Raw genomic sequence first — 23,531 nt, forward strand, 5'->3', positions numbered from 1 at the left:
TCAAGCACTGTTGGGAGATCAGCATGAAGATCGGCGCGTTAGCCAAGGCCACCGACTGCCAGGTGGAGACTATCCGGTACTACGAACGGGAGAACCTGCTGCCCGCACCTTCACGTACCGAAGGCAACTACCGGGAGTACACCCACGCCCATGTGGAGCGGCTGACGTTCATACGCAATTGCCGCACGCTCGACATGACGCTCGACGAAATCCGCGCCCTCCTCGCCCTGCGTGACAACGCCACTGCGCCCTGTGCCAGCGTTAATGCGCTTGTAGATGAGCACATCGCGCATGTACGAGCCCGTATCGACGGACTGCTCGCGCTTGAAGCCCAACTGATTGCCCTGCGCGAACGCTGCAACGCCAGCGATACAACTTCACACTGCGGCATTCTTGAACGGCTGGAAGTGAACGGCGCGGTTGAATTGCCGACAGCGGAAGCGAGCCATGTGGGGCGTAGTCATGGGCATTGAGGTACCCCAAGATCCGGATTTCACACCGCCATCGGCGCCGTAAGCGGCGAGTGGTGCTCGTACCCTTCGAGTGAAAAATCGCTCGGTTCGATCTTCTCCAGCCATTGCGGCGCATACACGCCCGTGTCGGCGAAGGCGGGTACGCGGTCGGAAATGACCAGCTTCGGCGCGGGCAAGGGCTCGCGGCGCATCTGTTCGTTGAGCATGTCCAGGTGGTTCACGTACACGTGGGCATCGCCTACGAAGTAGGTCAGCCAGCGCGGGGTGTAGCCGGTGAGGCGGCCGAACAGCGACAGCATGGCAGCGCCTTCGGTAATGTTGAAGGGCGTGCCCAGGCCAAGGTCGTTCGAGCGGATATAAAGCGTAAGGGACAGCTCACGGGTTTGGGCATTGGGGTGGAACTGATACAGCAAGTGGCACGGCGGCAGGGCCATTTCGTCGAGCTGGGCGCAGTTCCAGCCATGGAACAGAATGCGCCGGCTTCCCGGGTCGTTCACGATGGTGTCCAGGCACTGGCGAACCTGATCGATGGCCTTGTACAACACCACAAAGGCTTCGCCGCCTTCCTGATCCTCGGCAATGCTGCGATAACCCTGGGCCAGGCAGGCCTCGATAGCGGCGCCGTTGCTCAGGGGCACCCGCTTGTAGGCCGGCCATTTACGCCACTGCACCCCGTAGATTTCGCCCAGGTCATCGGTGCCCTGGCGGAAGGGGTTATTCAGCCACTGGCTGTTCTCGTTTGCGTTCTGGTCCCACACCTTGCACCCAAGGGCACGGAAATCCGCCGCGCTATTGGCACCTCGAAGGAACCCCACCATTTCGCCCACTGCCGACTTGAACGCCAGTTTGCGAGTGGTAATGGCTGGAAAACCGTTCTTGAGGTCGAACTTCAGCATGGCCCCGGGCAGGCTGATGGTGTCCACGCCCGTGCGGTTGGCCTGGCGAGTGCCCTGCTGAATCACCTGGGCGACGAGATCGAGATATTGCTTCATGAGTATCCTGAATCAGGCGGGGCCCAAGCCCCGCCAGCAAAATTAGGCGGTCTGCCGCGGGGCAGCATCGCGGTGGTAGGCGTACCAGATCAGGGCCGCGCCGCCGATGATCATGGGCAGGCACAGCACTTGCCCCATGGTCAGCCAGCCGAAGGCCAGGTAGCCGAGCTGGGCGTCCGGTACGCGGACGAACTCCACCAGGAATCGGAAAATGCCGTAGCACAGCGCGAACATGCCCGAGACGGCCATGGTCGGGCGCGGCTTGCTTGAGTAAAGCCACAGGATAACGAACAGCGCCACACCTTCCAGCGCGAACTGGTAGAGCTGCGACGGATGGCGCGGCAGCTGGGCGGGGTCGCTGAACGGCGGGAAAATCATGGCCCAAGGCACGTCGGTCGGCTTGCCCCACAGCTCGGCATTGATAAAGTTACCAATGCGCCCGGCGCCCAGGCCCAACGGCACGAACGGGGCGATGAAATCCATCAACTGGAAGAAGGTCTTGTTGTTGCGCTTGCCGAACCACCAGGTAGACAGCATCACCCCGATCAAGCCGCCGTGGAAGGACATACCGCCTTTCCACACTTCGAAGATGAGCGCGGGATGGGCGATGTAGGCAGGCAGGTCATAGAACAACACATAACCCAGCCTGCCACCGAGTATCACGCCCATCGCGACCCAGAACACCAGGTCCGAGAGTTTTTCGCGGCTCCAGGTAGGGTCGAACCGGCTCATCCGGCGCGGCGCCAGCAGCCACGCGCTGCCAATGCCCACCAGGTACATCAAGCCGTACCAGTGAATCTTCAGCGGCCCCAGGCTAAGGGCAACGGGATCTATCTGCGGGTAAGGCAGCATCTTTATTCCTCGATCAAAGCAGAAAACTCAGGCCGACACTGAACAGCAGCAGGGCAAACAGCCGCTTGAGCAACCGCGGTGAAAGCCGATGCGCCAGCGCCGCGCCGAAACGGGCGAACAGCATGCTGGTGATGGCAATGCCCACAAGTGCCGGCACATAAACGAACCCGAAACTATGCGCTGGCAGCAAAGGATCGTGCCAGCCCAGCAAGATGAAACTTAGTGCACCCGAAAGCGCGATCGGCAAGCCGCAGGCCGACGAGGTAGCCACTGCCTGTTGCATGGGCACACTGCGCCAACTGAGGAAGGGCACCGTCAGCGAGCCGCCGCCGATGCCGAAAATCGCCGACGCCCAACCGATCACCACACCCGCCACGGTAAGCCCGGCCTTGCCGGGGACCTCTCGGCTGGCTTTCGGCTTGTAGTCGATCGCCATCTGCAGGCTCACCAGCAGCGCGAACACGCCGATGATCTTCTGCAAGTGCGGGCCCTGGATCAGCGAGGCGGTTTTCGCACCCAGCACACTACCGAGGATAATGCCGAGGGCCATCCACGCGAAGATGGGCCATCGCACCGCGCCACGCTTGTGATGAGCACGGATGGCATTGAACGAGGTAAAGACGATGGTTGCCAGCGAGGTACCTACCGCCAGGTGTGTCAGCACATCGGGCGAAAAGCCCTGCAGGCCGAAACTGAACACCAGCACTGGCACGATGATGATACCGCCGCCTACGCCGAACAGGCCCGCCAGCACACCGGCACAAGCCCCCAGGGCCAGGTAGAGCGCATATTCCATGTGAGTTCCCTCGAGCGAGGGCGCATGGTACCGGATCACCCCTGCCGGCTCCAGCTATCGCGATGGAAGCGAACCTTCGTTGGCGTGTACAGTTTCAGAAAAAGAGGACCCTTCGCCCTATGTGCCTGATTGTATTTGCGTGGCGGCCTGGCCACGAGCGCCCGCTTGTCGTTGCTGCCAACCGGGACGAGTTCTATGCCCGCCCTACCGCGCCACTGGCCCAGTGGGCTGACGCACCGGGAGTATTCGCAGGAAGAGATCTGGAGGCGAGAGGCACCTGGCTGGGCCTGGGGCCTGGCGGGCGATTCGCCGCGGTAACGAACATCCGCAAGGGCGGTGCCATGCCCGGCAAGCGCTCCCGGGGCGACCTGTGCGCAGCCTACTTGACCGGGGAACAATCCCTGGATGCCTACGCCCGAGCGGTATGCAGCCGCGCCCGGGAGTACGCCGGCTTCAATCTGCTACTCGGAGATGGCCAGCAGCTCTATTACCTGAACAGCGAGAGCACGGTGCCCGAAGCGCTTGCAGAGGGTGTGTATGGGCTATCCAATGCAGCACTGAACACGCCGTGGCCCAAGCTTATGAAAGCCCGCAAGGCCTTTGCCGCTCAGCTCGACGGCCCTTCAAGCGCCCTGCTCGAAGCGCTTGCCGACCCCGCCCCCGCTCACGACGCCGAGCTTCCCGAGACCGGCGTGGGCCTGGCGACCGAGCGATTGCTGTCGAGCATATTCATCGCCAGCCCCAGCTATGGCACCCGGGCGAGCACCGTCGTGATCGCACACGCAGATGGGCGTCGGGAAGTAGTGGAACGAAGTTTCGGGCCAGGCGGCGGGCATTTGGGCGAAGTCGCGATCGAGGTGCCGCGATAGCCCCTCCAATAGGGTCTGGGCCAGGCCGATCACCGGCCCGGCTGCCGTCAGCTACAGGCTTTTTGGGGCGGCCGGGTTGATCATCCGGGCCAGGCCCTGATTCTTCAGCGCCAACTGTAAGGTGCTGTGCACCAGCTGCGGGTTGTCGATCTTCATCAACTGCGCCAGTAGTTCGCACGATTTCTCATGGCTCACCTGGCGCAGCATCCACTTCACTTTCGGCAGGTTGGTGGCGTTCATCGACAAACTGTCAAAGCCCATGGCCATCAGCAGAACGGCCGCAGCGGGGTCACCGGCCATTTCGCCGCAGATGCTCACAGGCTTGCCCTCGGCGTGCGCCTCGGTGACCACGTGTTGCAGGGCCTGTAGTACCGCCGGATGCAGGTAGTCGTAGAGGTCGGCCACCCGCGGGTTGTTACGGTCCACAGCCAGCAGGTACTGGGTAAGGTCGTTGGAGCCAACCGACAAAAAGTCTACCTGCCGGGCCAGGTCGCGGGTCTGGTAGACCGCCGCCGGGATTTCGACCATTACACCGATGGGCGGCATAGGCACATCGGTACCTTCGTCGCGCACCTCGCCCCAGGCCCGGTGCAGCAGGTGCAAAGCTTCTTCAAGCTCATGGGTACCCGAAATCATCGGCAAGAGAATGCGCAGGTTATTCAGCCCCTCGCTGGCCTTGAGCATCGCCCGGGCCTGCACCAGGAAAATCTCCGGGTGGTCCAGGGTTACGCGAATGCCGCGCCAGCCCAGGAAGGGGTTCTCTTCCTTGATGGGGAAGTAGCTCAGGGACTTGTCGCCACCGATGTCCAGGCTGCGCATGGTGACCGGCAACGGGTGGAAGGCCGCCAGTTGCTCACGGTAAATGGCCAGCTGCTCTTTTTCGGACGGAAAGCGCTGGTTGATCATGAACGGCACTTCGGTGCGGTACAGCCCAACACCTTCGGCGCCTCGCTGCTGGGCACGGGCAACATCGGCCAGCAGCCCGGTGTTCACCCAAAGCGGCATGCGGTGGCCGTCGAGGGTTACGCAAGGCAGTTCGCGTAGCGCGTCCAGGCCCTTGGCCAGTTCCCGCTCTTCTTCCACCACTGCGGCGTATTGCTTGGTGAGGATCTCGCTGGGGTTGGTGAAGACCTCGCCGTGGTAGCCGTCGACGATCATCTGAATGCCGTCGACCTTCGAATACGGCAGATCCACCAGGCCCATCACGGTAGGGATGCCCATGGCGCGCGCCAGGATCGCCACATGGGAGTTGCCCGAGCCCATGACGGAGATCAACCCGACCAGCTTGCCTTCCGGGACTTCGCCCAGCATCGCCGGGGACAGCTCTTCGCTGACCAGAATGGTGTTATCCGGATACACCAGCGTTTGCTGACGGGCCTGCTGAAGGTAGGCAAGCAAGCGTCGGCCCAGGTCTTTCACGTCTGCAGCGCGCTCACGCAGATAGGCGTCGTCCATCAGCTCGAAACGGTTCACGTGTTCGCTGACCACCTGCCGCAGAGCACCTTGTGCCCACTGGCCGGTCTTGATGACGTTACGCACTTCGCTGCCCAGGGAGGCATCGTCGAGCATCATCAGGTACACATCGAAGAGGGCGCGCTCCTCTGGCCGCAGTTGGGTTGCGAGCTTCGCCGAGAGGGTGCGCATGTCGTTGCGCACGCCTTCAAGGGCCGTCTCGAACAACTGCATTTCGGCGTCCACGTCGGTCACCGTGCGGTCCGGAACCACCTCCAGGTCCGCTGGCGGCAGCACCACAACCGCGGTGCCCACGGCCGCGCCGGGCGAACCGGGCACACCCACGAAGCGTGCCTCCTGGGTACCCTTGCCCTGGCGCCCCAGCCCACGGATGGAGCCGGTAGCCTCGGCATGGGCGATAACGCCGGCCAACTGCGCGCTCATGGTCACGAGGAAGGCTTCTTCGCCCTCGTCGAATTGCCGGCGCTCCTTCTGCTGTATGACCAGTACGCCGACTACGCGGCGGTGGTGGATGATCGGCGCGCCGAGGAAGGAGGCATAGCGCTCCTCGCCGGTTTCGGCGAAATAGCGGTACCGGGGGTGATCTGCGGCGTTTTCGAGGTTCAGGGGTTCTTCACGGGTACCCACAAGGCCTACCAGGCCTTCGTTGGGTGCCATGCTGACACGGCCGATGGAGCGCTTGTTCAGGCCCTCGGTCGCCATCAGCACGAAGCGATTGGTTTCGGGATCGAGCAGGTACACCGAGCATACCTGGCTGCTCATCGCCTCCTGTACGCGGATGACGATGATCCCCAACGCCGTTTTCAGATCCTTGGCGGAGTTGACTTCCTGGACGATCTTGCGCAGCGTATTGAGCATGGCTCGGGGTCGAACTCCGTCGTCAGTCGCGCGATAAGAGGCGTGGCGCCAATTCTTTCAAGGCCCGGCGATACACTTCCCGCTTGAACGTCACTACCTGCCCGAGCGGATACCAATAACTGACCCACCGCCAGCCGTCGAATTCCGGCTTGCCGGTAAGGTCCATCCGCACGCGCTGCTCGTTGCTCACAAGGCGCAGCAGGAACCACTTTTGCTTCTGCCCGATGCACAACGGCTGGCTGTGGGTACGCACCAGCCGCTGGGGTAGACGGTAGCGCAGCCAGCCGCGGGTGCAGGCAAGAATCTCCACGTCCTGGCGCTCAAGGCCTACTTCTTCATTCAGCTCGCGATACAACGCCTGCTCCGGCGTTTCTTCGGGATTGATGCCACCTTGGGGAAACTGCCAGGCATCCTGATTGATCCGGCGCGCCCATAGCACCTGGCCTGCATCATTGGTAAGAATGATGCCTACATTGGGGCGGAATCCATCGGGGTCGATCACGGCGGCAACCTCGCAAACGCATGTTCGGGCATTGTTCCACAAAGCCCGGCAGAGCAGCAACGAGGGTTATAGCGTTATGTGCAGCATTAATAAAAGGCCGTATTCTGTGAAGCATCTCCGCCGTCAATACGAGTGAATTCATGCGTCTGGCCCTTTTTGACCTCGATAACACGCTGCTAGGCGGCGACAGCGACCATGCCTGGGGCGATTACCTCTGCGCCAAGGGCATACTGGACCCGGTGGAATACAAGGCGCGCAACGACGCGTTCTATCAGGATTACCTGGCCGGCAAGCTGGATCTGCAGGCATACCTGAACTTCAGCCTGGAAATTCTCGCGGCCACCGAGCCGGCCCAACTGAAGGAATGGCACGCCGCGTTCATGCGCGAGTGCGTGGAGCCGATCATCCTCCCCAAGGCACTGGCATTGCTCGAACAACATCGCCAGGCAGGCGACAAGCTGGTGATCATTACCGCGACCAACCGCTTCGTCACCGGCCCCATCGCCGAGCGCCTGGGGGTGGAAACCTTGCTGGCCACCGAGTGCGAAATGGAGGGTGACCGTTACACCGGCCGCAGCATAGATGTGCCGTGCTTCCGTGAAGGAAAGGTCACGCGACTGGAACGCTGGCTTGCCGAAACAGGCCTCAGCCTTGAAGACAGCTACTTCTATAGCGACTCGATGAACGACATGCCGTTGCTCGAGCGCGTGGCGCATCCGGTTGCGGTGGACCCAGACCCTGTGCTGCATGGCGAGGCGATGCGCCGGGGCTGGAAGGTGATTTCGCTGCGGGATTGATTACTGGGGGACGCTGAGGCCGCCCCCCGGTCCCGCTACCCCAGAAACAGCTGATACGCGGGGTTGTCCGTTTCATCCCAGAACGGATAACCGATTTCTTCGAGCGCGGCATATACCTGGTCGCGCTCGACGACGGGCACCTGAAGCCCGGCTACCACTCGACCGTCCGCCGCGCCATGGTTGCGATAGTGGAACATCGAGATGTTCCAGCGCCCGCCCAGCCGGTTGAGGAAGTTGAACAAGGCGCCTGGCCGCTCCGGGAACTCGAAGCGCAGCACCATTTCGTCGCTCACCTTGACCGCGTGGCCGCCTACCATGTGGCGGATATGCAGCTTGGCCAGCTCGTTGTCGGTCAGGTCCTGAACAGGGAACCCCTGCGCGGTGAGGCTTGCTATCAACGCGGCGCGCGGGTCGGTTTCCGGGTGGGTTTGAACCCCTACGAATATGTGCGCCTCAGCGCCGGTGTGGTACCGGTAGTTGAATTCAGTGATCTGCCGCTTGCCCACCGCCTCGCAGAAGGCCTTGAAGCTGCCGGGGCGCTCGGGAATGGTGACAGCGATGATGGCCTCTCGGCCTTCCCCTAGCTCGGCACGCTCGGCCACATGGCGCAGGCGGTCGAAGTTCACGTTGGCGCCGGAGTCGATCGCGATAAGGGTTTGCCCCGTCACACCCCGGCTTTCCACGTACTTCTTGATGCCAGCTACGCCCAGTGCCCCAGCTGGCTCAGTGATCGAGCGGGTATCGTCGTAGATATCCTTGATCGCAGCGCAGATTTCATCGCTGCTGACGGTGATAACCTCATCGACATAACGGCGGCAGATCTCGAAGGTATGTTCACCGATTTGCGCGACAGCCACGCCGTCCGCGAACAGCCCCACCTGAGGTAGCACCACCCGCGTGCCTGCCGCGAGGGCCGCCTGCAGGCAGTTGGAGTCGTCAGGCTCTACGGCAATGATTTTCACCTCCGGGCGCAGGTATTTCACATAGGCCGCTATGCCGGAGATCAGCCCGCCGCCGCCCACCGGAACGAAGATCGCATCCAGAGGGCCTTGGTGCTGACGCAAGATTTCCATCGCGACCGTTCCCTGGCCGGCGATGGTGTCCGGGTCGTCGTAGGGATGGATGTACACATAGCCCTTTTCCTCTACCAGCTTGAGCGACCAGGCCAGGGCTTCGGGGAACGAGTCACCCTGCAGCACGACCTTGCCGCCGCGCGAGCGCACGCCTTCTACCTTGATCTCCGGCGTGGTCTTGGGCATCACGATCACGGCCTGCACGCCCATTTCGCGTGCCGCCAGCGCCAGGCCCTGGGCATGGTTGCCCGCTGAAGCGGTGACGACACCACGGCTGCGCTCAGCGTCGGTGAGTTGCGAGAGCTTATTGTAAGCCCCGCGCACCTTGAACGAGAACACCGGCTGCAGATCCTCGCGCTTTAGCAGCACATGGTTATGCAGCCGGCGAGACAGCTGATTGGCCGGTTGGAGCGGGGTTTCAACCGCCACGTCATAAACGCGCGAGGTGAGAATCTTTTTAACGTACTGTTCGAGCATGGGCGCACAGTCACTGCAAGAGAACCAGACCCGCGAGTCTACCCCACGGCTCTGCCCGCCCACCACATCGGGGCAAGGTTTACGCCGCCCGTATGGCTATAATGCGGCCCCTTTTCGATCACCAGCCCCTTGCGGAGCGCCAGCATGACCCAGGATCAACTCAAACAGGCCGTGGCCCAGGCAGCCGTCGACCACATTTTGCCCAGCCTTACGGACAAGAGCATTGTCGGGGTGGGCACAGGGTCGACCGCCAACCTGTTCATCGATGCGCTTGCGCGCCACAAGGGGGCCTTCGACGGCGCAGTGGCCAGCTCCGAAGCTACCGCCGCGCGCTTGAAGGGGCATGGCATTCCGGTCTACGACCTCAACACCGTCGGCGAGCTGGAGTTTTACGTGGACGGCACCGATGAAAGCGACGAGCGCTTGCACCTGATCAAGGGCGGCGGCGCGGCACTTACTCGGGAAAAGATCGTGGCCGCGGTCGCTCTACGTTTCATCTGCATCGCCGATGCCAGCAAACTGGTGCCGGTGCTCGGGCAGTTCCCGCTACCCGTGGAAGTAGTGCCCATGGCGCGTAGCCACGTGGCCCGTGAGCTGGTCAAGCTGGGCGGGGACCCGGTTTATCGTGATGGCGTGCTGACCGATAACGGCAATATCATCCTGGATGTGCACAACCTGCACATTACTGACCCGGTAAGCCTCGAAGCGAGCATCAACCAGATCGTCGGCGTGGTCACCAATGGCCTGTTTGCCGCCCGCCCCGCTGACTTGCTGCTGCTGGGCACGCCTGAGGGTGTGAAAACCTACACCCGCTGACTGTTACTGAGAGGGCCGGGGTTCGAAGCGATAGAAGAGGTTCGGCTCGCTGACCATGTACAGGTTGCCTGCAGTGTCCATGGCAACGCCTTCGGGTTGAGGCACTGCGCGCTTCAGCCCGGCGGCCCCTTCGACCAGCGAAAGGCTGGCGATGGGCTTGCCATCGGGGTCCAGCTCTACCACCACCCGGGATTCATCGGAAACGATCAGCAGGTGCCCACTACCGGGATCGAACTGCAGGCTGGACAGGTCCTTCACGAACATGGCGCGATCCCGTTGCCTGTTTTCCGACACGCTGATGGCCACAGGGCCATTACTCCCCAGCGGGAAACCGCTCACTTCATAAATACGCACCGGGTCCCGCTCCTTGGCCACATACAAACGCTTGCTTGAAAGGTCATAGGCCAGGCCCTCGAAGCCCTTGTTGCCGTTCAACCCCAGGCCCAGGGCCAACTGATGGCCGCTTGCGATGTCCACGCTGGCCGTTGCGTCGCTGACTTCCACCTGCACCAGGCGCTGTTGGCGTTCGTCACTGATCACATAAGTGCCGGGGGCGATGTATTCCACGGCCTCCGGGTCGGAAAACCCAATCAAGGCAATGCGCCGAAGTACGTCCCCGTTCAGGGACAGCTCTACCAGCTCGGGGGTTTTGTTGGTCACCGTAAATAGGGTGTTGCGATCCGGGTCGTACGTCAGTGCCGAAACATCTCCGTTCAGTCCCTCGATGGGCTGCGCCTGAAGCGCGGCCCGATAATCCGCAAGCCCTAGCGCAGAGCGGCCGGGTGAGAACCATTGGCTGATGGCGAACCACGCGCTGGCAGGCGTTCGGGTGAAGTAAGCGGCACTGGCGCCAAGGGCAAGTATCAGAAGCAACAGCGCCAGGCGAACCAGGCGAACGTTAAGGGAAAGGTACATGGAAGGTTCACCAATGGAAGACCCCGACATGAAACCACAGCCGGCTGAACCCGGACTTAAGAGCCGCCCTGATTTTTCTTGAAGGCGTAGAACAGGTTGGGCTCACTGACCATGTACAAGGTGCCTTGCTCGTCCATGGCCACGCCTTCGGCGCGCGGGATGGTATTAGCGATGCCATTGAAGCCCCCAAGCAGCGCCATGAAGCTTACTGGCTCCCCATTGTTGTCCGCTTCCATCAGCAGATGGGAATCGGCCGAAAGCAGCAGCAGGTGGCCCGTGCGGGGATCCACGCCTACGGCTGACAGGTTGCGCATGTCCATGGCGTTGTTAGGCACGAGCACCCGGTCTGGTACGAAGCTGCCGTTTTCGCCTAGCTTGAGGCTGAACAGCGTAGTCGGCCGCTCTTGTCCAACCAGCAGCCGCTGGTGGCGGGGATCCCAGGCCACGCCTTCGAACCCCTTGTTCGCACTGGGTGAAGTACCGAGGTTGATCTTCGGGAAATCCGCGTAATTCAGCGCCGTGGTGTTGGGCTCTACCTTGACCACCGTCACGGTATGCAAGCGCTCGTCGGTGATCGCCATTCGGCCATCTCCGAGCATGGCGACGCCTTCAGGGTTGCTCCAGCCGACGAGGGGCAACTTGCGCAGCACATCCCCTTGCAGCGTGAGCTGAACCAGGAAGGGATGTTTGCCCATGACCGAATAAAGTGTACGGCTGGCAGGGTCGTAAGTAAGGTCGGACGCTTCGTCGTCCTCCATGCCCGGCAGCGGCTTGGCATCGACGGTAGCGCGGTAGCCTGGCAGCCAGATCGCCTGCGCCTGGGCTGCTGGAGACGTGAATCGCTCCTTGAGCCACAGTAACCCGCGATCGTCCCAGTGCAGGATAGCCGCTACGGTGTAGGCAATGGCAACCGCCGCAACGCCGATCAGCCACAGGCGCAGCCGCCGGGCCGAGCGGCGCGGTGTGGTGGCGGAAGGCAAGGCGGCTGTGGGCATGGGAATACCTGAGGTCAGGGCTGAAGGGCCAGCGCATTATCCGCACGCAATGTGAAAAAAATGGGAAACAGCCGCTTCGCCAACCGCTTCACACCACGTGAGTTTCTACCCGGGTTGCGCCCGGCAACTCCAGTACGAGCTGGTCCCCGCTGGCCAGCGGCCCCACGCCTGCCGGGGTTCCAGTGAGAATCACATCACCGGCGTGCAGCGAGAAATGCGCGGCCATGTACTGAATCATCGGCACGATCGGGTTGAGCATGGAGGCGCTACTGCCATCCTGCCGCACTTCCCCATTCAGGGTAAGCCGTACGGGAATGTCCGTCAGGTCCTCGAAGGTACTGGCCGCAACGAAAGGCGCCAGCACACAAGCGCCATCGAACGACTTGGCCAGCTCCCAGGGCAGCCCCTTTTCCTTGAGCTTGGCTTGCACATCACGCAGGGTCAGGTCCAGCGCCGGTGCAAAGCCTGAAATCGCGTCCAGTACTTCTTCCTCGCTGGGCTGAGTGGAAAGCGCCTTGCCCAGCAGTACCGCGATTTCGGTTTCGTAGTGTACCGAGCCTCGTTCGGCCGGGATCTTGAATCCGCCTGCTGCGGGCACCACACAGCTACCCGGCTTGATGAACAGCAGCGGCTCGGCCGGTACCGGGTTGTTCAGTTCATGGGCGTGTTCGGCATAGTTGCGGCCGATACACACCACTTTCCCCAGCGGGAAATGAATGTGGGTACCGTCGGCGTACTGGTGCTGGTAGCTCATTATCTACACCTCGAAGGAACGCGGAAAAGTAAGCGAACCCGCGATCCGCTCATGCGGCGCCTGAGCCATATTCACGTCTGGGGCGGGTTCCAGGGAAGGCGAACATGCTAGCATACGCCCCCGCTACAAGGCTGCAGATGGGCAGCCCGAGCGCAGCGGGCGTTCCTTTCCCTGCCATTTTTCCGGAACCAGGTTTAAGCAGATGAGCAAGACTTCTCTCGACAAGAGCAAGATCAAGTTCCTTCTTCTCGAAGGCGTACACCAAACCGCCGTGGACACGCTCAAGGCGGCCGGTTACACCAACATCGAGTATCACTCCAGTTCCCTGCCGGAAGCAGAGCTGAAGGAAAAGATCGCCGACGCCCACTTCATCGGCATCCGCTCGCGCACTCATCTGACCGAAGAGCTCTTCGACCGCGCGAAGAAGCTGGTCGCGGTCGGCTGCTTCTGCATCGGCACCAACCAGGTTGACCTCAACGCTGCCCGCGAGCGCGGCATTGCGGTGTTCAACGCGCCCTACTCCAATACCCGCTCGGTCGCCGAGCTGGTATTGGCCGAAGCCATCCTTCTGCTTCGCGGCATTCCGGAAAAGAACGCCTCCTGCCACCGTGGCGGCTGGATCAAGAGCGCGGCCAACTCGTTCGAGATTCGCGGCAAAAAGCTCGGCATCGTCGGTTATGGCTCCATCGGTACCCAGCTGTCGGTCCTGGCCGAGGGCCTGGGCATGCAAGTGTTCTTCTACGACCCGCTGACCAAGCTGCCGCTGGGTAACGCTACCCAGGTGCCCACGCTCAAGGAGCTGCTGGGCCTGGCAGACATCGTCTCGCTGCATGTGCCCGAGCTGCCATCCACCAAGTGGATGATCGGCGAAGAAGAAATCCGCGCGATGAAAAAGGGCGGCATCCTGATCAACGCTGCCCGCGGCACCGTGGTTCGCCTCGAGGCCCTGGCTGAAGCGATCAAGGACAAGCACCTGATTGGCGCCGCCATCGACGTGTTCCCGGTGGAGCCGCGCTCGAACGACGATATCTTCGAAAGCCCGCTGCGTGGCCTGGACAACGTGATCCTCACCCCGCACATCGGTGGTTCCACCGCCGAGGCGCAAGCCAACATCGGCCTGGAAGTGGCCGAAAAGCTGGTCAAGTACAGCGACAACGGTACCTCGGTGTCCTCGGTCAACTTCCCGGAAGTGGCCCTGCCGGCGCACCCTGGCAAGCACCGCTTGCTGCACATCCACGAAAACATCCCGGGCGTGCTCAGCGAAATCAACAAGGTGTTTGCCGAGAACGGCATCAACATCTCTGGCCAGTTCCTGCAAACCAACGAAAAGGTTGGTTATGTGGTCATTGATGTGGACGCCGAGTACTCCGACCTGGCGCAAGCCAAGTTGCAGCACATCAAAGGCACCATCCGCAGTCGCGTGCTGTTCTAAGCCGCTTGGCCGCCTCGTTCGGGGCGGCCCTCATAGCCGGCACAGGTTTCGGGCCTTATAAAGGGCCCGAGCCCCGGCGCCGGAACCAGCCCGTGAGTGACAAGCGCTCCCGCTGGGCAGGCAATACCTCATGAGGAATCTGGTCCGACAAGAACACCACCAGCGCGCCACCGGTGGGTACCACGTCGTGAATTCGCTCGCCTGGCAAGTAGAGCCGTAGCTGCCCGCCGTCTTCGGGCAACCAGGCCTGATTCAGGTACGCAACGGTAGACACACTGCGCCGGTCGTCGTCGTTGAAGCGGTCCAGATGGCGCAGGTAATAAGCGCCGGGCGGGTAGCAGGCGAAGTGGCTCTCGAAATCTTCAAGCCCGAGGAACAGGGACTGATTGAGGCTTTGCCGCAGGCTTTCCATCAGGCCCAGATACCGATCGACTGGCGCGCTCTGGCCCCGCTCCACCCACTCGATAGCATCCCCACGGATGCCCTCTCGCACCTGCGCCGTCACACCGCGCCCCGTGGCCGCCGGCTTGAGCTGGCCAAGGCGGGCGCGTTCGAGGCAGTCCCGCGCCAGCTCCTCGGTTAGCGCGCTGGGGAGAAAAATATTCTGCTGCGACCACCCGTGGCTGGCGAGGTCGGAAGCGATTCGGGCAAACAGCGGATGATCGAGAGAAATGTTCATGGCACATGGTAGCGACCCGCCGCATAAACCAACAGATCCCCCCGGCGAAACGCGAGTTTCATCGGTCACCGCCTCGCCTCTCTCGACAAATGCCGCCGACGACACGGACAATAGCGCCCTGCCGACAGGAGTCCCTCATGCGTCGTTTTCTTTCCGTTGTGTTGATGTGCTGCGCCTTGCCGGCGTGGGCAGACATCCACGACGAGCTCTATAAGGCAGCCGGTTGGCCAGAGCAACGCGTGCACTTCACCGACGCGCTGCGCGCCGCGCAGCAGCGCTATCAGAACAGCCTGCCGCCGGCAGTGTTCCAGGCATTGGTCAACAACAGCAATCAGCGCTTTGCCCCCCAGGCGGTAGACCAGCGTGCCGAAGGCAGCCTGCGGCAGGCATTGGCCAACCCACAGCCCGCGCTGGCGTTCTTTCAATCTGCGTTAGGGCGCAAGATCGTTGCCGCTGAATTGCTGGCAACCCGTTCGGACCAACTTGCCCGCAACGCGCAGGGCCTGCCCAAAATGCAGGCCAGTGATACCCGTCAGTTACTGATCGGCCACTTGGCCCGGGCGCTTCCGGCTCGAGAGGCCGGTGCCGAAGTGAGCCTGGCCATTGCCGGTGTGGCCGCCGACAGCCTCAGCTCGATGATTCCGGGCTTGCTGGGCGGCAGCTCGGCGCAAAGCCTGCTGGATGGGCAGCGTGAACGCTTGCAGCAGCAGATTGGCGTGGACCTGGACAACACCCTGCTCTACGTTTATCGCGAACTGAGCGATCCTGAACTGGAAGAGTTTGTGGCCTTTGCCGAGTCTCCGGAAGGCCAGGCCTACTACAAGGCCGCGCTGGCGGCCGTGAAGGCTGGTCTGGCCGTAGGCGCGCGCTAAGCCAGGAGCAAGCGCTAGAAATACCTTTCCAGAAATCGCAGGTACTGCTCGCGAATGTGTACCGCCTCATTGGCCAAGTGATGGCGCGCAGAGGGTATACGTAGTATTTCCGGTTGCCTGAACTTGCGCTCCAGCACTCGAAGGTTGTATCGCCAATCCACTGTCATGTCCTGCTCACCTTGCACAATCACGGGCGTATGTTTGCAAGCGGGGGCGGCTTCGATGCGGTTGATCCACTTCACCAGCGCACCCACCCATGCAGTGGGCAACCGCAGCGGCTGAAGGGGGTCGGCGCGCAGAAACGGCAGAAACGCGGGGTCGTTGCTGTTTTCGCTGAACCGCCGGGCGATGCCATCCACAAAAGGGCTAAGCACCCGGTAGCTGAGCTTCGAGCGGGCCCATGCGCGCGGTCGCACCAACGGCGCCAGTAATATCAGGCGCCCGTCGATAAGGCTGTTATCGCCCCGGTGCAAGGCGTGGTCAATCACAATGGCGCCGCCCGTGCTTTGGCCAAGCACATGCCAAGGCCTGGGCAGGTGCAAGCTAGTCGCCTGCGCCAGCAGGCCGTCAAGCATTGACTGGTAGTGAGCGAAGTCTTCGATACTGGCGCGCGGGCCGCTCGACAGCCCATGGCCTGGCAGGTCGCAGGACACCACCGCAAGCCCGCACCCGAGTGCCCATTCGATCACGTGACGGAACAGGCCCATGTGGTCGTAGAAACCGTGCAGCAGCACCAGAGTGCCGCGGGGCTGTCGAGGCACCCAGGCCTGGCACACCAGGTCGAACCCTTCGGCTTCAAAAAGGCCTAGATGGGTATCGAACCGTACCGCGAAACCAGGAAGGTCGAGCCCGTAGAAGCGCTGATACGCCACCCCCTGCTCACACAAGGGGCGGGCGTCGTTCAGTGAGCAAAGGCTGGCACGCAGCCGGTCGGGATGGAACGTCGAAGTCATGTGGGCTACCCGGTTATACGGGTAACCCTACCCCCTCTTCCCGCTGACAAACAAGGCCTTGCTTGCTGGCGCGTCAGGCCGAAACGGCTTCGGCGCTGGCGCGACGCGGGTCTGGCTGGGACGAGTTGGCCACGGCGGCTTCCTCGATCGCCTGCTGGATAGCCCGGCGGCGGCGCTCCTCGGCACGGCGGCTGAAGAACCACACGAAGAAGGTAAAGATCGACACTACCAGCAGGATAAGGCTGGCAATGGCGTTGATCTCCGGCTTCACACCCAGGCGCACCTGAGAGAACACTTCCATTGGCAGGGTGGTGGAGCCAGGCCCCGCCACGAAGCTGGCCAGCACCAGGTCATCCAACGACAAGGCGAAGGACATCATCCCGCCCGCCGCCAGTGACGGCGCGATCATTGGAATCGTGATCAACAGGAACACCTTCCATGGCCGCGCGCCCAGGTCCATGGCCGCTTCCTCGATGGACAGGTCCAGCTCGCGCAATCGTGCCGACACCACCACTGCCACATAGGCGGCGCAGAAGGTGGTGTGAGCGATCCAGATGGTAGGTACACCACGCTCCTGCGGCCAGCCGATCACTTGCGCCATTGCCACGAACAACAGCAGCAGCGAGAGGCCGGTGATCACTTCAGGCATTACCAGCGGTGCGGTAACCAGGCCACCGAACAGGGTACGGCCCTTGAATCTTGCCACGCGGGTGAGCACGAACGCTGCCAGGGTGCCCAATATCACCGAAGAAATGGCCGTGTAGGTGGCGATCTCCAGCGAGCGGAACACTGCGCTCATCAGTTGATCGTTGTGCATCAGCCCCACGTACCACTTCACCGACCACCCGCCCCACACCGTTACCAGGCGCGAGGCGTTGAACGAGAAGATCACCAGGATCAGCATGGGCGCGTAGATGAAGGTCAAGCCCGCCCACAGCATGAAGGTTGAAAATCGGAACCGGGAATTCATACCTTGCCCTCCATCTCTTTGGCCTGGCTACGGTTGAAGAGAAGAATGGGCACGATCAACAGTGCCAGCATCACCACCGCCAGCGCCGAGGCTACGGGCCAGTCGCGGTTATTGAAGAACTCTTGCCACAGCACCTTGCCGATCATCAGGGTTTCCGGGCCGCCGAGCAGTTCGGGGATCACGAACTCACCCACAACAGGGATGAACACCAGCATGCAACCGGCCACAATGCCGTTCTTTGACAGCGGCACGGTGATTTTCCAGAAGTTGTTGAAGCGGCTGGAGCCCAGGTCCGATGCGGCCTCCAACAGGCTTTGGTCATGCTTCACCAGGTTGGCGAACAGCGGCAGGATCATGAACGGCAGGTAGGAGTACACCACGCCGATGTACACCGCCAGGTTGGTGTTCAGGATCTGCAGGGGCTGGTCGATCACGCCCAGGTACATCAGGAAGCCATTGAGCAAGCCATTGTTGCTCAGCAGGCCCATCCAGGCGTACACCCGAATCAGGATGGCCGTCCAGGTCGGCATCATGATCAGCAGCAGCAACACTGTCTGGGTTTCCTTCTTGGCCACCGACATCGCGTATGCCATCGGGTAACCGATCAGTACGCACAGCAAGGTGCTGAAGAACGCCATCTTCAACGAGCCCAGGTACGCCGAGAAATACAACTCGTCGTCGCCCAGCAGCAAGTAGTTGGCCAGGTTCAGCGCGATGTCGATCTTGCCTTCGGCGTACTGCCAGATATCGGTATACGGCGGGATGGCCACATCCGCTTCGGCAAAGCTGATCTTCAGAACGATGAAGAACGGCAACATGAAGAACAGGAACAGCCATAGGAAGGGAATCCCGATGACCACTTGCCGGCCACCCGGCATCCAGCGGTTATAGATACGCTTTAGCTTCTTGTTCATGACCGGAGCACCACGCCGCTGTCGTCTTCCCACCATACGAACACTTCGTCGTCCCAGGTCGGCCGCGCGCCACGACGCTCCGCGTTGGCTACGAACGACTGCACGATCTTGCCGCTGGGCAGCTGGACGTGGAACACCGAGTGCCCGCCCAGGTAGGCGATGTCATGCACCTTGCCGCGCGACCAGTTGTGCTCGGTGGAGGGTTGCTCGACCGTAACGAGGAGCTTTTCCGGGCGGATCGCGTAGGTCACGCTCTTGTCCTGCGCGGCCGTACTCACACCGTGGCCCACGTAGATAGTGCGCTCCAGCTCAGGCGAGCTGATCAGTGCGTAGCCTTCCATGTCCTCGATGACTTCACCGTCGAACAGGTTGACGTTGCCGATGAATTCGCACACCAACCGGCTGGTCGGGGTTTCGTAGATATCCACAGGGCTGCCGATCTGAGCGATCCAGCCCAGGTGCATGATCGCAATGCGCTGGGCCATGGTCATGGCCTCTTCCTGGTCGTGGGTCACCATCACGCAGGTCACGCCTACGCGCTCGATGATTTCCACCAGCTCCAGCTGCATTTCCGAACGCAGCTTCTTGTCCAGCGCACCCATGGGCTCATCGAGCAGCAACAGCTTGGGCCGCTTGGCCAGGGAACGGGCCAGTGCAACCCGCTGGCGCTGGCCACCGGACAATTGATGCGGCTTGCGCCGGGCGTACTGGGTCATGTGCACCAGCTTGAGCATTTCGGCCACGCGGGCGTCGATCTCGGCGCTGGGCATCCGGTCCTGCTTCAGGCCGAAGGCAATGTTCTGCGCAACGGTCATGTGCGGGAACAATGCATAGGACTGGAACATCATGTTGATGGGCCGCTTGTAGGGCGGCATGTCGGTGATGTCCTCGCCGTCGAGGAAAATCCGCCCTTCCGTAGGCCGCTCGAAGCCCGCGAGCATACGCAGCAGGGTCGACTTGCCCGAGCCCGATCCGCCCAGCAAAGCGAAGATTTCGCCCTTGTGGATCTGCAGCGACACGTCGTCCACAGCGATCGTCTCGTCGAACTTTTTGGTTACCCGGTCGATCTTGACCAACACCTGTTTGGGGTGCTGGCCACCTTCGAGGGCTTTCTTATAGGCACTGGAGGCAACGGCCATCAACGAACTCCCAACTTTTTTCACGTGCCCGCCGTCTCCGGCGGGCGTAGGTTAATTACTTGCCCGTCTTGATTCGGGTCCAGGAGCGGGTCATCAAGCGCTGAATGTTAGGCGGCAGCTCGTGGCTGACATACGCCTTGTCGAGCACGTCCTGCGGCGGGTACACCGCAGGGTCTTCGCTCACGGCCTCGTCCATGTCGGTCTTGGCCTCGGGATTGGGGTTGGCATAACCGACGTAATCGCTCACTTGGGCGATGACTTTGGGCTCCAACAGGTAATTGAGGAACGCATGGGCTTCTTTCACGTCCTTGGCATCGGCCGGAATAGCCAGCATGTCGAACCAGAGGTTGCCGCCTTCCTTGGGTACAGCGTAGGCGACGTTCACGCCGTTCTTCGCTTCCTTGGCGCGGTTGCGCGCCTGGAATACATCACCCGAGAAGCCAGCCGCCACGCAGATGTTCCCCGAGGACAGGTCGGTGATGTACTTGGAAGAATGGAAGTAGCGAACATAAGGGCGCACAGCCAGCAACTTGGCTTCGGCCTTCTTGTAGTCTTCCGGGTTGGTGCTATTGGGGTCCAGCCCGAGGTATTGAAGTACCGCAGGCATCATCTCGTCTGGCGAATCGAGGAACGCCACGCCGCACTTCTGCAGCTTTTTCATGTTTTCGGGCTCGAACAACATGGCCCAGGAGTCGATCGTGTCTACACCCAGTACGGCTTTCACCTTCTGCGGGTTGTAGCCAATGCCATTGGTGCCCCACAGGTAGGGAATGGCGTACTGGTTACCAGGATCGTTAGCCTCCAGGCGCTTCATCAAGGCCGGGTCCAGGTGGTTCCAGTTCGGCAGTTGGCCGCGATCCAGCTTCTGGAATACGCCAGCCTTGATCTGCTTGCCAAGGAAGTGATTCGACGGCACGACCACGTCGTAGCCGGTATGGCCGGCCAGCAGCTTGCCCTCAAGCGTCTCGTTGGAATCGAACACGTCATACGACGGCTTGATGCCAGTCGCTTTCTCGAAGTCGGCCAGCGTGGTCTCGCCAATGTAGTCGGACCAGTTGTAGATCTTCACCGTGCCGGCCGCGTGGGCGCCGGCCGTGAGTGCAAGCCCGGCGGTGAGCAACAGCGCCTTGCCAATCAGGGAGTCAGCCAAGTGGAAATCCTCTCGAAAGTGATCTTTTTCAGACGGCAATCAACCGACCGGGATACAAAACCGGGGCGCAACTTACCTTCGATAAACCTGCCGGGCAAAATGAATTCGTTAAAAGCCTGTCGATAAACCCCAGGCACCTGCCAGAACTATGGCCAGACAGGTGCCCGGGCAGGGCGGGTTACTTGCCCGATTTGATCTTGGTCCAGCTGCGGGTCATCTCACGCTGAGTGGCCGCCGGCAGGTCAGAGATCGCATAGAACTTGGCCTTCACTTCGTCCGACGGGTAGATGTTCGAGTCCGACTTGATGGCATCGTCCACGAACTCGGTAGCCGCCTTGTTGCCGTTCGGGAACTGCACGGCATTAGTGATTTCCGCCATCACTTCCGGCTTGAGCAGGAAGTTCATGAACTTGTAGGCGCCGTCCACGTTTTCGGCATCCTTCGGAATGGCGACCATGTCATAGAAGGTACCCGCACCTTCCTTGGGAATGGTGTAGCTGACCTTCACCTTGCCACCGGCTTCTTCGGCACGGGACTTGGCCTGCTGCACGTCACCCGAGTAGCCTACCGCCACGCAGATGTTGCCCGTGGCCAGGTCGGAAATGTACTTGGAAGAGTGGAAGTAGGTGATGCTTGGGCGAACCTTGAGGAACAGTTCTTCAGCCTGCTTGAGGTCTTCCTTCTTCTGGCTGTTGGTTGGCAGACCCAGATAATGCAGCGCTACCGGCAGCATTTCGGTTGGCGAATCCAGGAAGCTTACGCCGCAGGATTTCAGCTTGGCGATGTTCTCGGGCTTGAGCAGGACGTCCCACGAGTCGATCTTGTCCACACCCAGCGCGGCCTTCACTTTCTCGGGGTTGTAACCGATACCGATGGTGCCCCACATGTACGGGAACGCATGCTTGTTGCCCTGGTCGCTGGCATCGCCTACGGCCTTGAGCAGCGACTCGTCCAGGTTTTTCCAGTTTGGCAATTTGGACTTGTCCAGCTCCTGGTACACGCCTGCCTTGATCTGCTTGGCCAGGAAGTTGTTCGACGGCACTACGATGTCGTAGCCGGACTTGCCTGCAAGCAGCTTGGCTTCCAGGGTCTCGTTGCTGTCGAACACGTCATACACGACCTTGATGCCCGACTCGTCTTCAAACTTCTTCACGGTGTCTGGCGCGATGTAGTCGGACCAGTTGTACACGTGAAGAACCTTGTCATCAGCGTGAACTGCCCCGACCACGGCCCCCATCATCGACATGGCGAGCAGCGTCTTGCCAAATTTCTTCATGCGTAATGCTCCAAATTTTTTTGAAAAACCACCTTAAGGGCGCCGGTGCCTCACCAGCGAGGCGGTAAACCGGAACGCAGGCTTGCCTGTGAGCGCGCTCGATACAAGCGCGCCGCTGCACAGACTAGCATTTAGCCATTCAGCGCATTAAGGGTCAGGTCCAGGCACAAGCGCGCCTTGGTCACCAGTTCATCGATTTCATCGCGGCTGATCACCAAAGGCGGAGCGATGATCATGGTGTCACCCACCGCTCGCATGATCAGGCCGTTATCGAAGCAGAACTGCCGGCAGATCATCCCGGCCCCACGCCCTTCATGCCGCGCCCGGGTTGCCTTGTCTTTCACCAGCTCGATCGCGCCCAGCATGCCTAACCCTCGGACCTCGCCCACCAGTGGGTGGTCTTCGAGCTCCCGCAGGCGTTTCTGCAAATATGGTGCCGTTTCGCTCTTCACCGTTTCGATGATTTTTTCTTCACGCAGCAGGCGCAGGTTGGCCAGGCCAACCGCAGCGGCAACGGGGTGCCCGGAATAGGTAAAGCCGTGGTTGAAATCGCCGCCCTCGCTGATCACCCGCGCCACCCGGTCCCGGACGATCACGCCACCCATGGGTACGTACCCGGAGGTAAGGCCTTTGGCGATGGTCATCAGGTCTGGCTTGAGGTCGTAGTAGTCGCTACCGAACCACTCACCCGTGCGACCGAAACCACAGATCACCTCATCGGCCACGAACAGAATGTCGTATTTGGCTAGGATTTCCTTGATGCGCGGCCAGTAGGTTTCTGGCGGAATGATCACACCGCCCGCCCCCTGGATAGGCTCGGCGATAAAGGCGCCTACCTGGTCTTCGCCCAGCTCGAGAATCTTTTCTTCGAGCTGGTTCGCGGCCCACACCCCGAACTCTTCGGGGCTCATGTCCCCGCCTTCACCGAACCAGTACGGTTGCGCGATGTGCACAATGCCAGGGATTGGCAGGTCGCCCTGCTCGTGCATCCCGGACATGCCACCCAGGCTGGCGCCAGCCACGGTAGAGCCATGGTAGCCGTTGATACGGCTGATGATGGTTTTCTTGCCTGGCTTGCCCTGCAGTGCCCAGTAATGACGAACCAGCCGCAATACGGTGTCGTTCCCTTCCGAACCGGAGCCTGTGAAGAACACATGGCTCATGCCTTCGGGCGCCACGTCCACAATCGCGCGCGCCAGCTCCAGCGCAGGCGGGTGAGCGGTCTGGAAGAACAGGTTGTAATAAGGCAGCTCGCGCATCTGGGCGGCTGCGGCCTCCACCAGCTCTTCGCGGCCATAACCCACCGCCACGCACCACAGGCCGGCCATGCCGTCGAGGATCTTGTGCCCTTCGCTGTCCCACAGGTGCACGCCCTGCGCCTTGGTAATGATGCGCGGGCCTTTTTCCTTCAGCTGCTTGTAGTCGCTGAAAGGCGCCAGGTGATGGTCGCCACTGAGGGATTGCCACTGCAGGGTTTGTGGATTGTTATTGCTCATTTTCATCT

23 protein-coding genes are annotated in these 23,531 nt (G+C 61.3%); 6 read left to right on the forward strand and 17 right to left on the reverse strand.

Annotation, left to right across the window (positions count from 1 at the left end; translation table 11 throughout):
- Window positions 1-23: 23 nt before the first annotated feature.
- On the forward strand, window positions 24-473 hold the full coding sequence (gene cadR / locus LG385_RS19715) for a Cd(II)/Pb(II)-responsive transcriptional regulator (RefSeq protein WP_225775592.1): 450 nt from the start codon (window positions 24-26) through the stop codon (window positions 471-473).
- A 20-nt stretch (window positions 474-493) separates the two neighbouring features.
- Here the strand turns inward: cadR and LG385_RS19720 are convergent, their stop codons facing one another.
- From LG385_RS19720 to LG385_RS19730, 3 genes are read right to left on the reverse strand one after another with little or no spacing between them, the layout of a single operon-like run.
- Complete coding sequence (locus LG385_RS19720; RefSeq protein WP_225775593.1) at window positions 494-1,465, reverse strand: thymidylate synthase; 972 nt, start codon at window positions 1,463-1,465, stop codon at window positions 494-496.
- Window positions 1,466-1,507: 42 nt separating this feature from the next.
- On the reverse strand, window positions 1,508-2,317 hold the full coding sequence (lgt, locus tag LG385_RS19725; RefSeq protein ID WP_225775594.1) for a prolipoprotein diacylglyceryl transferase: 810 nt from the start codon (window positions 2,315-2,317) through the stop codon (window positions 1,508-1,510).
- Between the two features lie 13 nt (window positions 2,318-2,330).
- A complete protein-coding gene (locus tag LG385_RS19730; RefSeq protein WP_181113781.1) occupies window positions 2,331-3,113 on the reverse strand; it encodes a sulfite exporter TauE/SafE family protein in 783 nt (260 codons plus the stop codon).
- A 119-nt stretch (window positions 3,114-3,232) separates the two neighbouring features.
- Between LG385_RS19730 and LG385_RS19735 the strand changes: the two genes are divergently transcribed.
- The gene (locus LG385_RS19735; protein WP_225775595.1) at window positions 3,233-3,982 is read left to right on the forward strand and encodes an NRDE family protein; all 750 of its coding nucleotides are present in this window, start codon (window positions 3,233-3,235) and stop codon (window positions 3,980-3,982) included.
- 51 nt (window positions 3,983-4,033) lie between these two features.
- Here the strand turns inward: LG385_RS19735 and ptsP are convergent, their stop codons facing one another.
- Window positions 4,034-6,313 carry a phosphoenolpyruvate--protein phosphotransferase gene (gene ptsP / locus LG385_RS19740; protein WP_181113785.1) on the reverse strand — a complete coding sequence of 760 codons (2,280 nt, stop codon included), beginning with the start codon at window positions 6,311-6,313 and terminating at the stop codon, window positions 4,034-4,036.
- A gap of 22 nt (window positions 6,314-6,335) precedes the next feature.
- Complete coding sequence (locus LG385_RS19745) at window positions 6,336-6,815, reverse strand: RNA pyrophosphohydrolase (protein WP_181113787.1); 480 nt, start codon at window positions 6,813-6,815, stop codon at window positions 6,336-6,338.
- 140 nt (window positions 6,816-6,955) lie between these two features.
- Here LG385_RS19745 and LG385_RS19750 point away from each other — a divergent pair, with 140 nt between their 5' ends.
- Entirely contained in the window at window positions 6,956-7,612 is a 657-nt protein-coding gene (locus tag LG385_RS19750; RefSeq protein ID WP_181119114.1) for an HAD family hydrolase, read from the forward strand.
- 35 nt (window positions 7,613-7,647) lie between these two features.
- On the opposite strand, the gene ilvA is transcribed toward LG385_RS19750, so the two are convergent.
- A complete protein-coding gene (ilvA, locus tag LG385_RS19755; protein WP_181113792.1) occupies window positions 7,648-9,162 on the reverse strand; it encodes a threonine ammonia-lyase, biosynthetic in 1,515 nt (504 codons plus the stop codon).
- Window positions 9,163-9,306: 144 nt separating this feature from the next.
- Here ilvA and rpiA point away from each other — a divergent pair, with 144 nt between their 5' ends.
- Window positions 9,307-9,978: a ribose-5-phosphate isomerase RpiA gene (gene rpiA, locus LG385_RS19760; protein WP_225775596.1), complete on the forward strand. Its 672-nt coding sequence runs from the start codon at window positions 9,307-9,309 to the stop codon at window positions 9,976-9,978.
- Window positions 9,979-9,981: 3 nt separating this feature from the next.
- On the opposite strand, the gene LG385_RS19765 is transcribed toward rpiA, so the two are convergent.
- The 3 genes from LG385_RS19765 to LG385_RS19775 form a co-directional block, all read right to left on the reverse strand.
- Window positions 9,982-10,893 carry an SdiA-regulated domain-containing protein gene (locus LG385_RS19765; protein WP_225775597.1) on the reverse strand — a complete coding sequence of 304 codons (912 nt, stop codon included), beginning with the start codon at window positions 10,891-10,893 and terminating at the stop codon, window positions 9,982-9,984.
- Window positions 10,894-10,949: 56 nt separating this feature from the next.
- Window positions 10,950-11,888 (reverse strand): SdiA-regulated domain-containing protein, encoded by a 939-nt coding sequence (locus LG385_RS19770; protein WP_225775598.1) that lies wholly within the window; start codon window positions 11,886-11,888, stop codon window positions 10,950-10,952.
- 88 nt (window positions 11,889-11,976) lie between these two features.
- Entirely contained in the window at window positions 11,977-12,642 is a 666-nt protein-coding gene (locus LG385_RS19775) for a fumarylacetoacetate hydrolase family protein (protein WP_181113800.1), read from the reverse strand.
- Between the two features lie 202 nt (window positions 12,643-12,844).
- Here LG385_RS19775 and serA point away from each other — a divergent pair, with 202 nt between their 5' ends.
- Complete coding sequence (gene serA / locus LG385_RS19780; RefSeq protein ID WP_181113802.1) at window positions 12,845-14,074, forward strand: phosphoglycerate dehydrogenase; 1,230 nt, start codon at window positions 12,845-12,847, stop codon at window positions 14,072-14,074.
- Between the two features lie 55 nt (window positions 14,075-14,129).
- On the opposite strand, the gene LG385_RS19785 is transcribed toward serA, so the two are convergent.
- Window positions 14,130-14,753, reverse strand: a complete 624-nt coding sequence (locus tag LG385_RS19785) for a 2OG-Fe(II) oxygenase (RefSeq protein WP_225775599.1) — start codon at window positions 14,751-14,753, stop codon at window positions 14,130-14,132.
- Between the two features lie 137 nt (window positions 14,754-14,890).
- Between LG385_RS19785 and LG385_RS19790 the strand changes: the two genes are divergently transcribed.
- Window positions 14,891-15,625, forward strand: coding sequence for a hypothetical protein (locus tag LG385_RS19790; RefSeq protein ID WP_225775600.1), 735 nt, complete (start codon window positions 14,891-14,893; stop codon window positions 15,623-15,625).
- A 14-nt stretch (window positions 15,626-15,639) separates the two neighbouring features.
- Here the strand turns inward: LG385_RS19790 and LG385_RS19795 are convergent, their stop codons facing one another.
- The 7 genes from LG385_RS19795 to LG385_RS19825 all read right to left on the reverse strand — a co-directional run bounded on the left by LG385_RS19795 (window position 15,640) and on the right by LG385_RS19825 (window position 23,523).
- Window positions 15,640-16,578, reverse strand: coding sequence for an alpha/beta hydrolase (locus LG385_RS19795; protein WP_225775601.1), 939 nt, complete (start codon window positions 16,576-16,578; stop codon window positions 15,640-15,642).
- Window positions 16,579-16,651: 73 nt separating this feature from the next.
- Window positions 16,652-17,548, reverse strand: a complete 897-nt coding sequence (locus LG385_RS19800) for an ABC transporter permease subunit (RefSeq protein WP_181113813.1) — start codon at window positions 17,546-17,548, stop codon at window positions 16,652-16,654.
- A complete protein-coding gene (locus LG385_RS19805) occupies window positions 17,545-18,426 on the reverse strand; it encodes an ABC transporter permease subunit (protein WP_225776286.1) in 882 nt (293 codons plus the stop codon). Before LG385_RS19805 ends, LG385_RS19800 begins: the two co-directional genes overlap by 4 nt.
- Window positions 18,427-18,458: 32 nt before the next feature.
- Window positions 18,459-19,601: a polyamine ABC transporter ATP-binding protein gene (potA, locus tag LG385_RS19810; RefSeq protein WP_181119118.1), complete on the reverse strand. Its 1,143-nt coding sequence runs from the start codon at window positions 19,599-19,601 to the stop codon at window positions 18,459-18,461.
- A 55-nt stretch (window positions 19,602-19,656) separates the two neighbouring features.
- Window positions 19,657-20,751 (reverse strand): polyamine ABC transporter substrate-binding protein, encoded by a 1,095-nt coding sequence (locus LG385_RS19815; RefSeq protein WP_318781408.1) that lies wholly within the window; start codon window positions 20,749-20,751, stop codon window positions 19,657-19,659.
- Between the two features lie 178 nt (window positions 20,752-20,929).
- Window positions 20,930-22,027 (reverse strand): polyamine ABC transporter substrate-binding protein, encoded by a 1,098-nt coding sequence (locus LG385_RS19820; protein WP_225775602.1) that lies wholly within the window; start codon window positions 22,025-22,027, stop codon window positions 20,930-20,932.
- Between the two features lie 131 nt (window positions 22,028-22,158).
- Entirely contained in the window at window positions 22,159-23,523 is a 1,365-nt protein-coding gene (locus tag LG385_RS19825) for an aspartate aminotransferase family protein (RefSeq protein ID WP_181119121.1), read from the reverse strand.
- Between the last annotated feature and the right edge of the window lie 8 nt (window positions 23,524-23,531).

Source organism: Pseudomonas sp. Marseille-Q5115 (assembly GCF_916618905.1).
Lineage (GTDB): Bacteria > Pseudomonadota > Gammaproteobacteria > Pseudomonadales > Pseudomonadaceae > Aquipseudomonas > Aquipseudomonas japonica_A.

Coding starts and splice junctions, on each gene's coding strand:
- ptsP (WP_181113785.1), bottom strand. CDS start 6,313: ATGCTCAATACGCTGCGCAAGATCGTCCAGGAAGTCAACTCCGCCAAG.
- LG385_RS19775 (WP_181113800.1), bottom strand. CDS start 12,642: ATGAGCTACCAGCACCAGTACGCCGACGGTACCCACATTCATTTCCCG.
- LG385_RS19785 (WP_225775599.1), bottom strand. CDS start 14,753: ATGAACATTTCTCTCGATCATCCGCTGTTTGCCCGAATCGCTTCCGAC.
- LG385_RS19805 (WP_225776286.1), bottom strand. CDS start 18,426: ATGCCGGGTGGCCGGCAAGTGGTCATCGGGATTCCCTTCCTATGGCTG.
- LG385_RS19795 (WP_225775601.1), bottom strand. CDS start 16,578: ATGACTTCGACGTTCCATCCCGACCGGCTGCGTGCCAGCCTTTGCTCA.
- LG385_RS19800 (WP_181113813.1), bottom strand. CDS start 17,548: ATGAATTCCCGGTTCCGATTTTCAACCTTCATGCTGTGGGCGGGCTTG.
- ilvA (WP_181113792.1), bottom strand. CDS start 9,162: ATGCTCGAACAGTACGTTAAAAAGATTCTCACCTCGCGCGTTTATGAC.
- lgt (WP_225775594.1), bottom strand. CDS start 2,317: ATGCTGCCTTACCCGCAGATAGATCCCGTTGCCCTTAGCCTGGGGCCG.
- potA (WP_181119118.1), bottom strand. CDS start 19,601: ATGGCCGTTGCCTCCAGTGCCTATAAGAAAGCCCTCGAAGGTGGCCAG.
- rpiA (WP_225775596.1), top strand. CDS start 9,307: ATGACCCAGGATCAACTCAAACAGGCCGTGGCCCAGGCAGCCGTCGAC.
- LG385_RS19765 (WP_225775597.1), bottom strand. CDS start 10,893: ATGTACCTTTCCCTTAACGTTCGCCTGGTTCGCCTGGCGCTGTTGCTT.
- LG385_RS19730 (WP_181113781.1), bottom strand. CDS start 3,113: ATGGAATATGCGCTCTACCTGGCCCTGGGGGCTTGTGCCGGTGTGCTG.
- LG385_RS19820 (WP_225775602.1), bottom strand. CDS start 22,027: ATGAAGAAATTTGGCAAGACGCTGCTCGCCATGTCGATGATGGGGGCC.
- LG385_RS19770 (WP_225775598.1), bottom strand. CDS start 11,888: ATGCCCACAGCCGCCTTGCCTTCCGCCACCACACCGCGCCGCTCGGCC.
- cadR (WP_225775592.1), top strand. CDS start 24: ATGAAGATCGGCGCGTTAGCCAAGGCCACCGACTGCCAGGTGGAGACT.
- LG385_RS19790 (WP_225775600.1), top strand. CDS start 14,891: ATGCGTCGTTTTCTTTCCGTTGTGTTGATGTGCTGCGCCTTGCCGGCG.
- serA (WP_181113802.1), top strand. CDS start 12,845: ATGAGCAAGACTTCTCTCGACAAGAGCAAGATCAAGTTCCTTCTTCTC.
- LG385_RS19750 (WP_181119114.1), top strand. CDS start 6,956: ATGCGTCTGGCCCTTTTTGACCTCGATAACACGCTGCTAGGCGGCGAC.
- LG385_RS19735 (WP_225775595.1), top strand. CDS start 3,233: ATGTGCCTGATTGTATTTGCGTGGCGGCCTGGCCACGAGCGCCCGCTT.
- LG385_RS19720 (WP_225775593.1), bottom strand. CDS start 1,465: ATGAAGCAATATCTCGATCTCGTCGCCCAGGTGATTCAGCAGGGCACT.
- LG385_RS19825 (WP_181119121.1), bottom strand. CDS start 23,523: ATGAGCAATAACAATCCACAAACCCTGCAGTGGCAATCCCTCAGTGGC.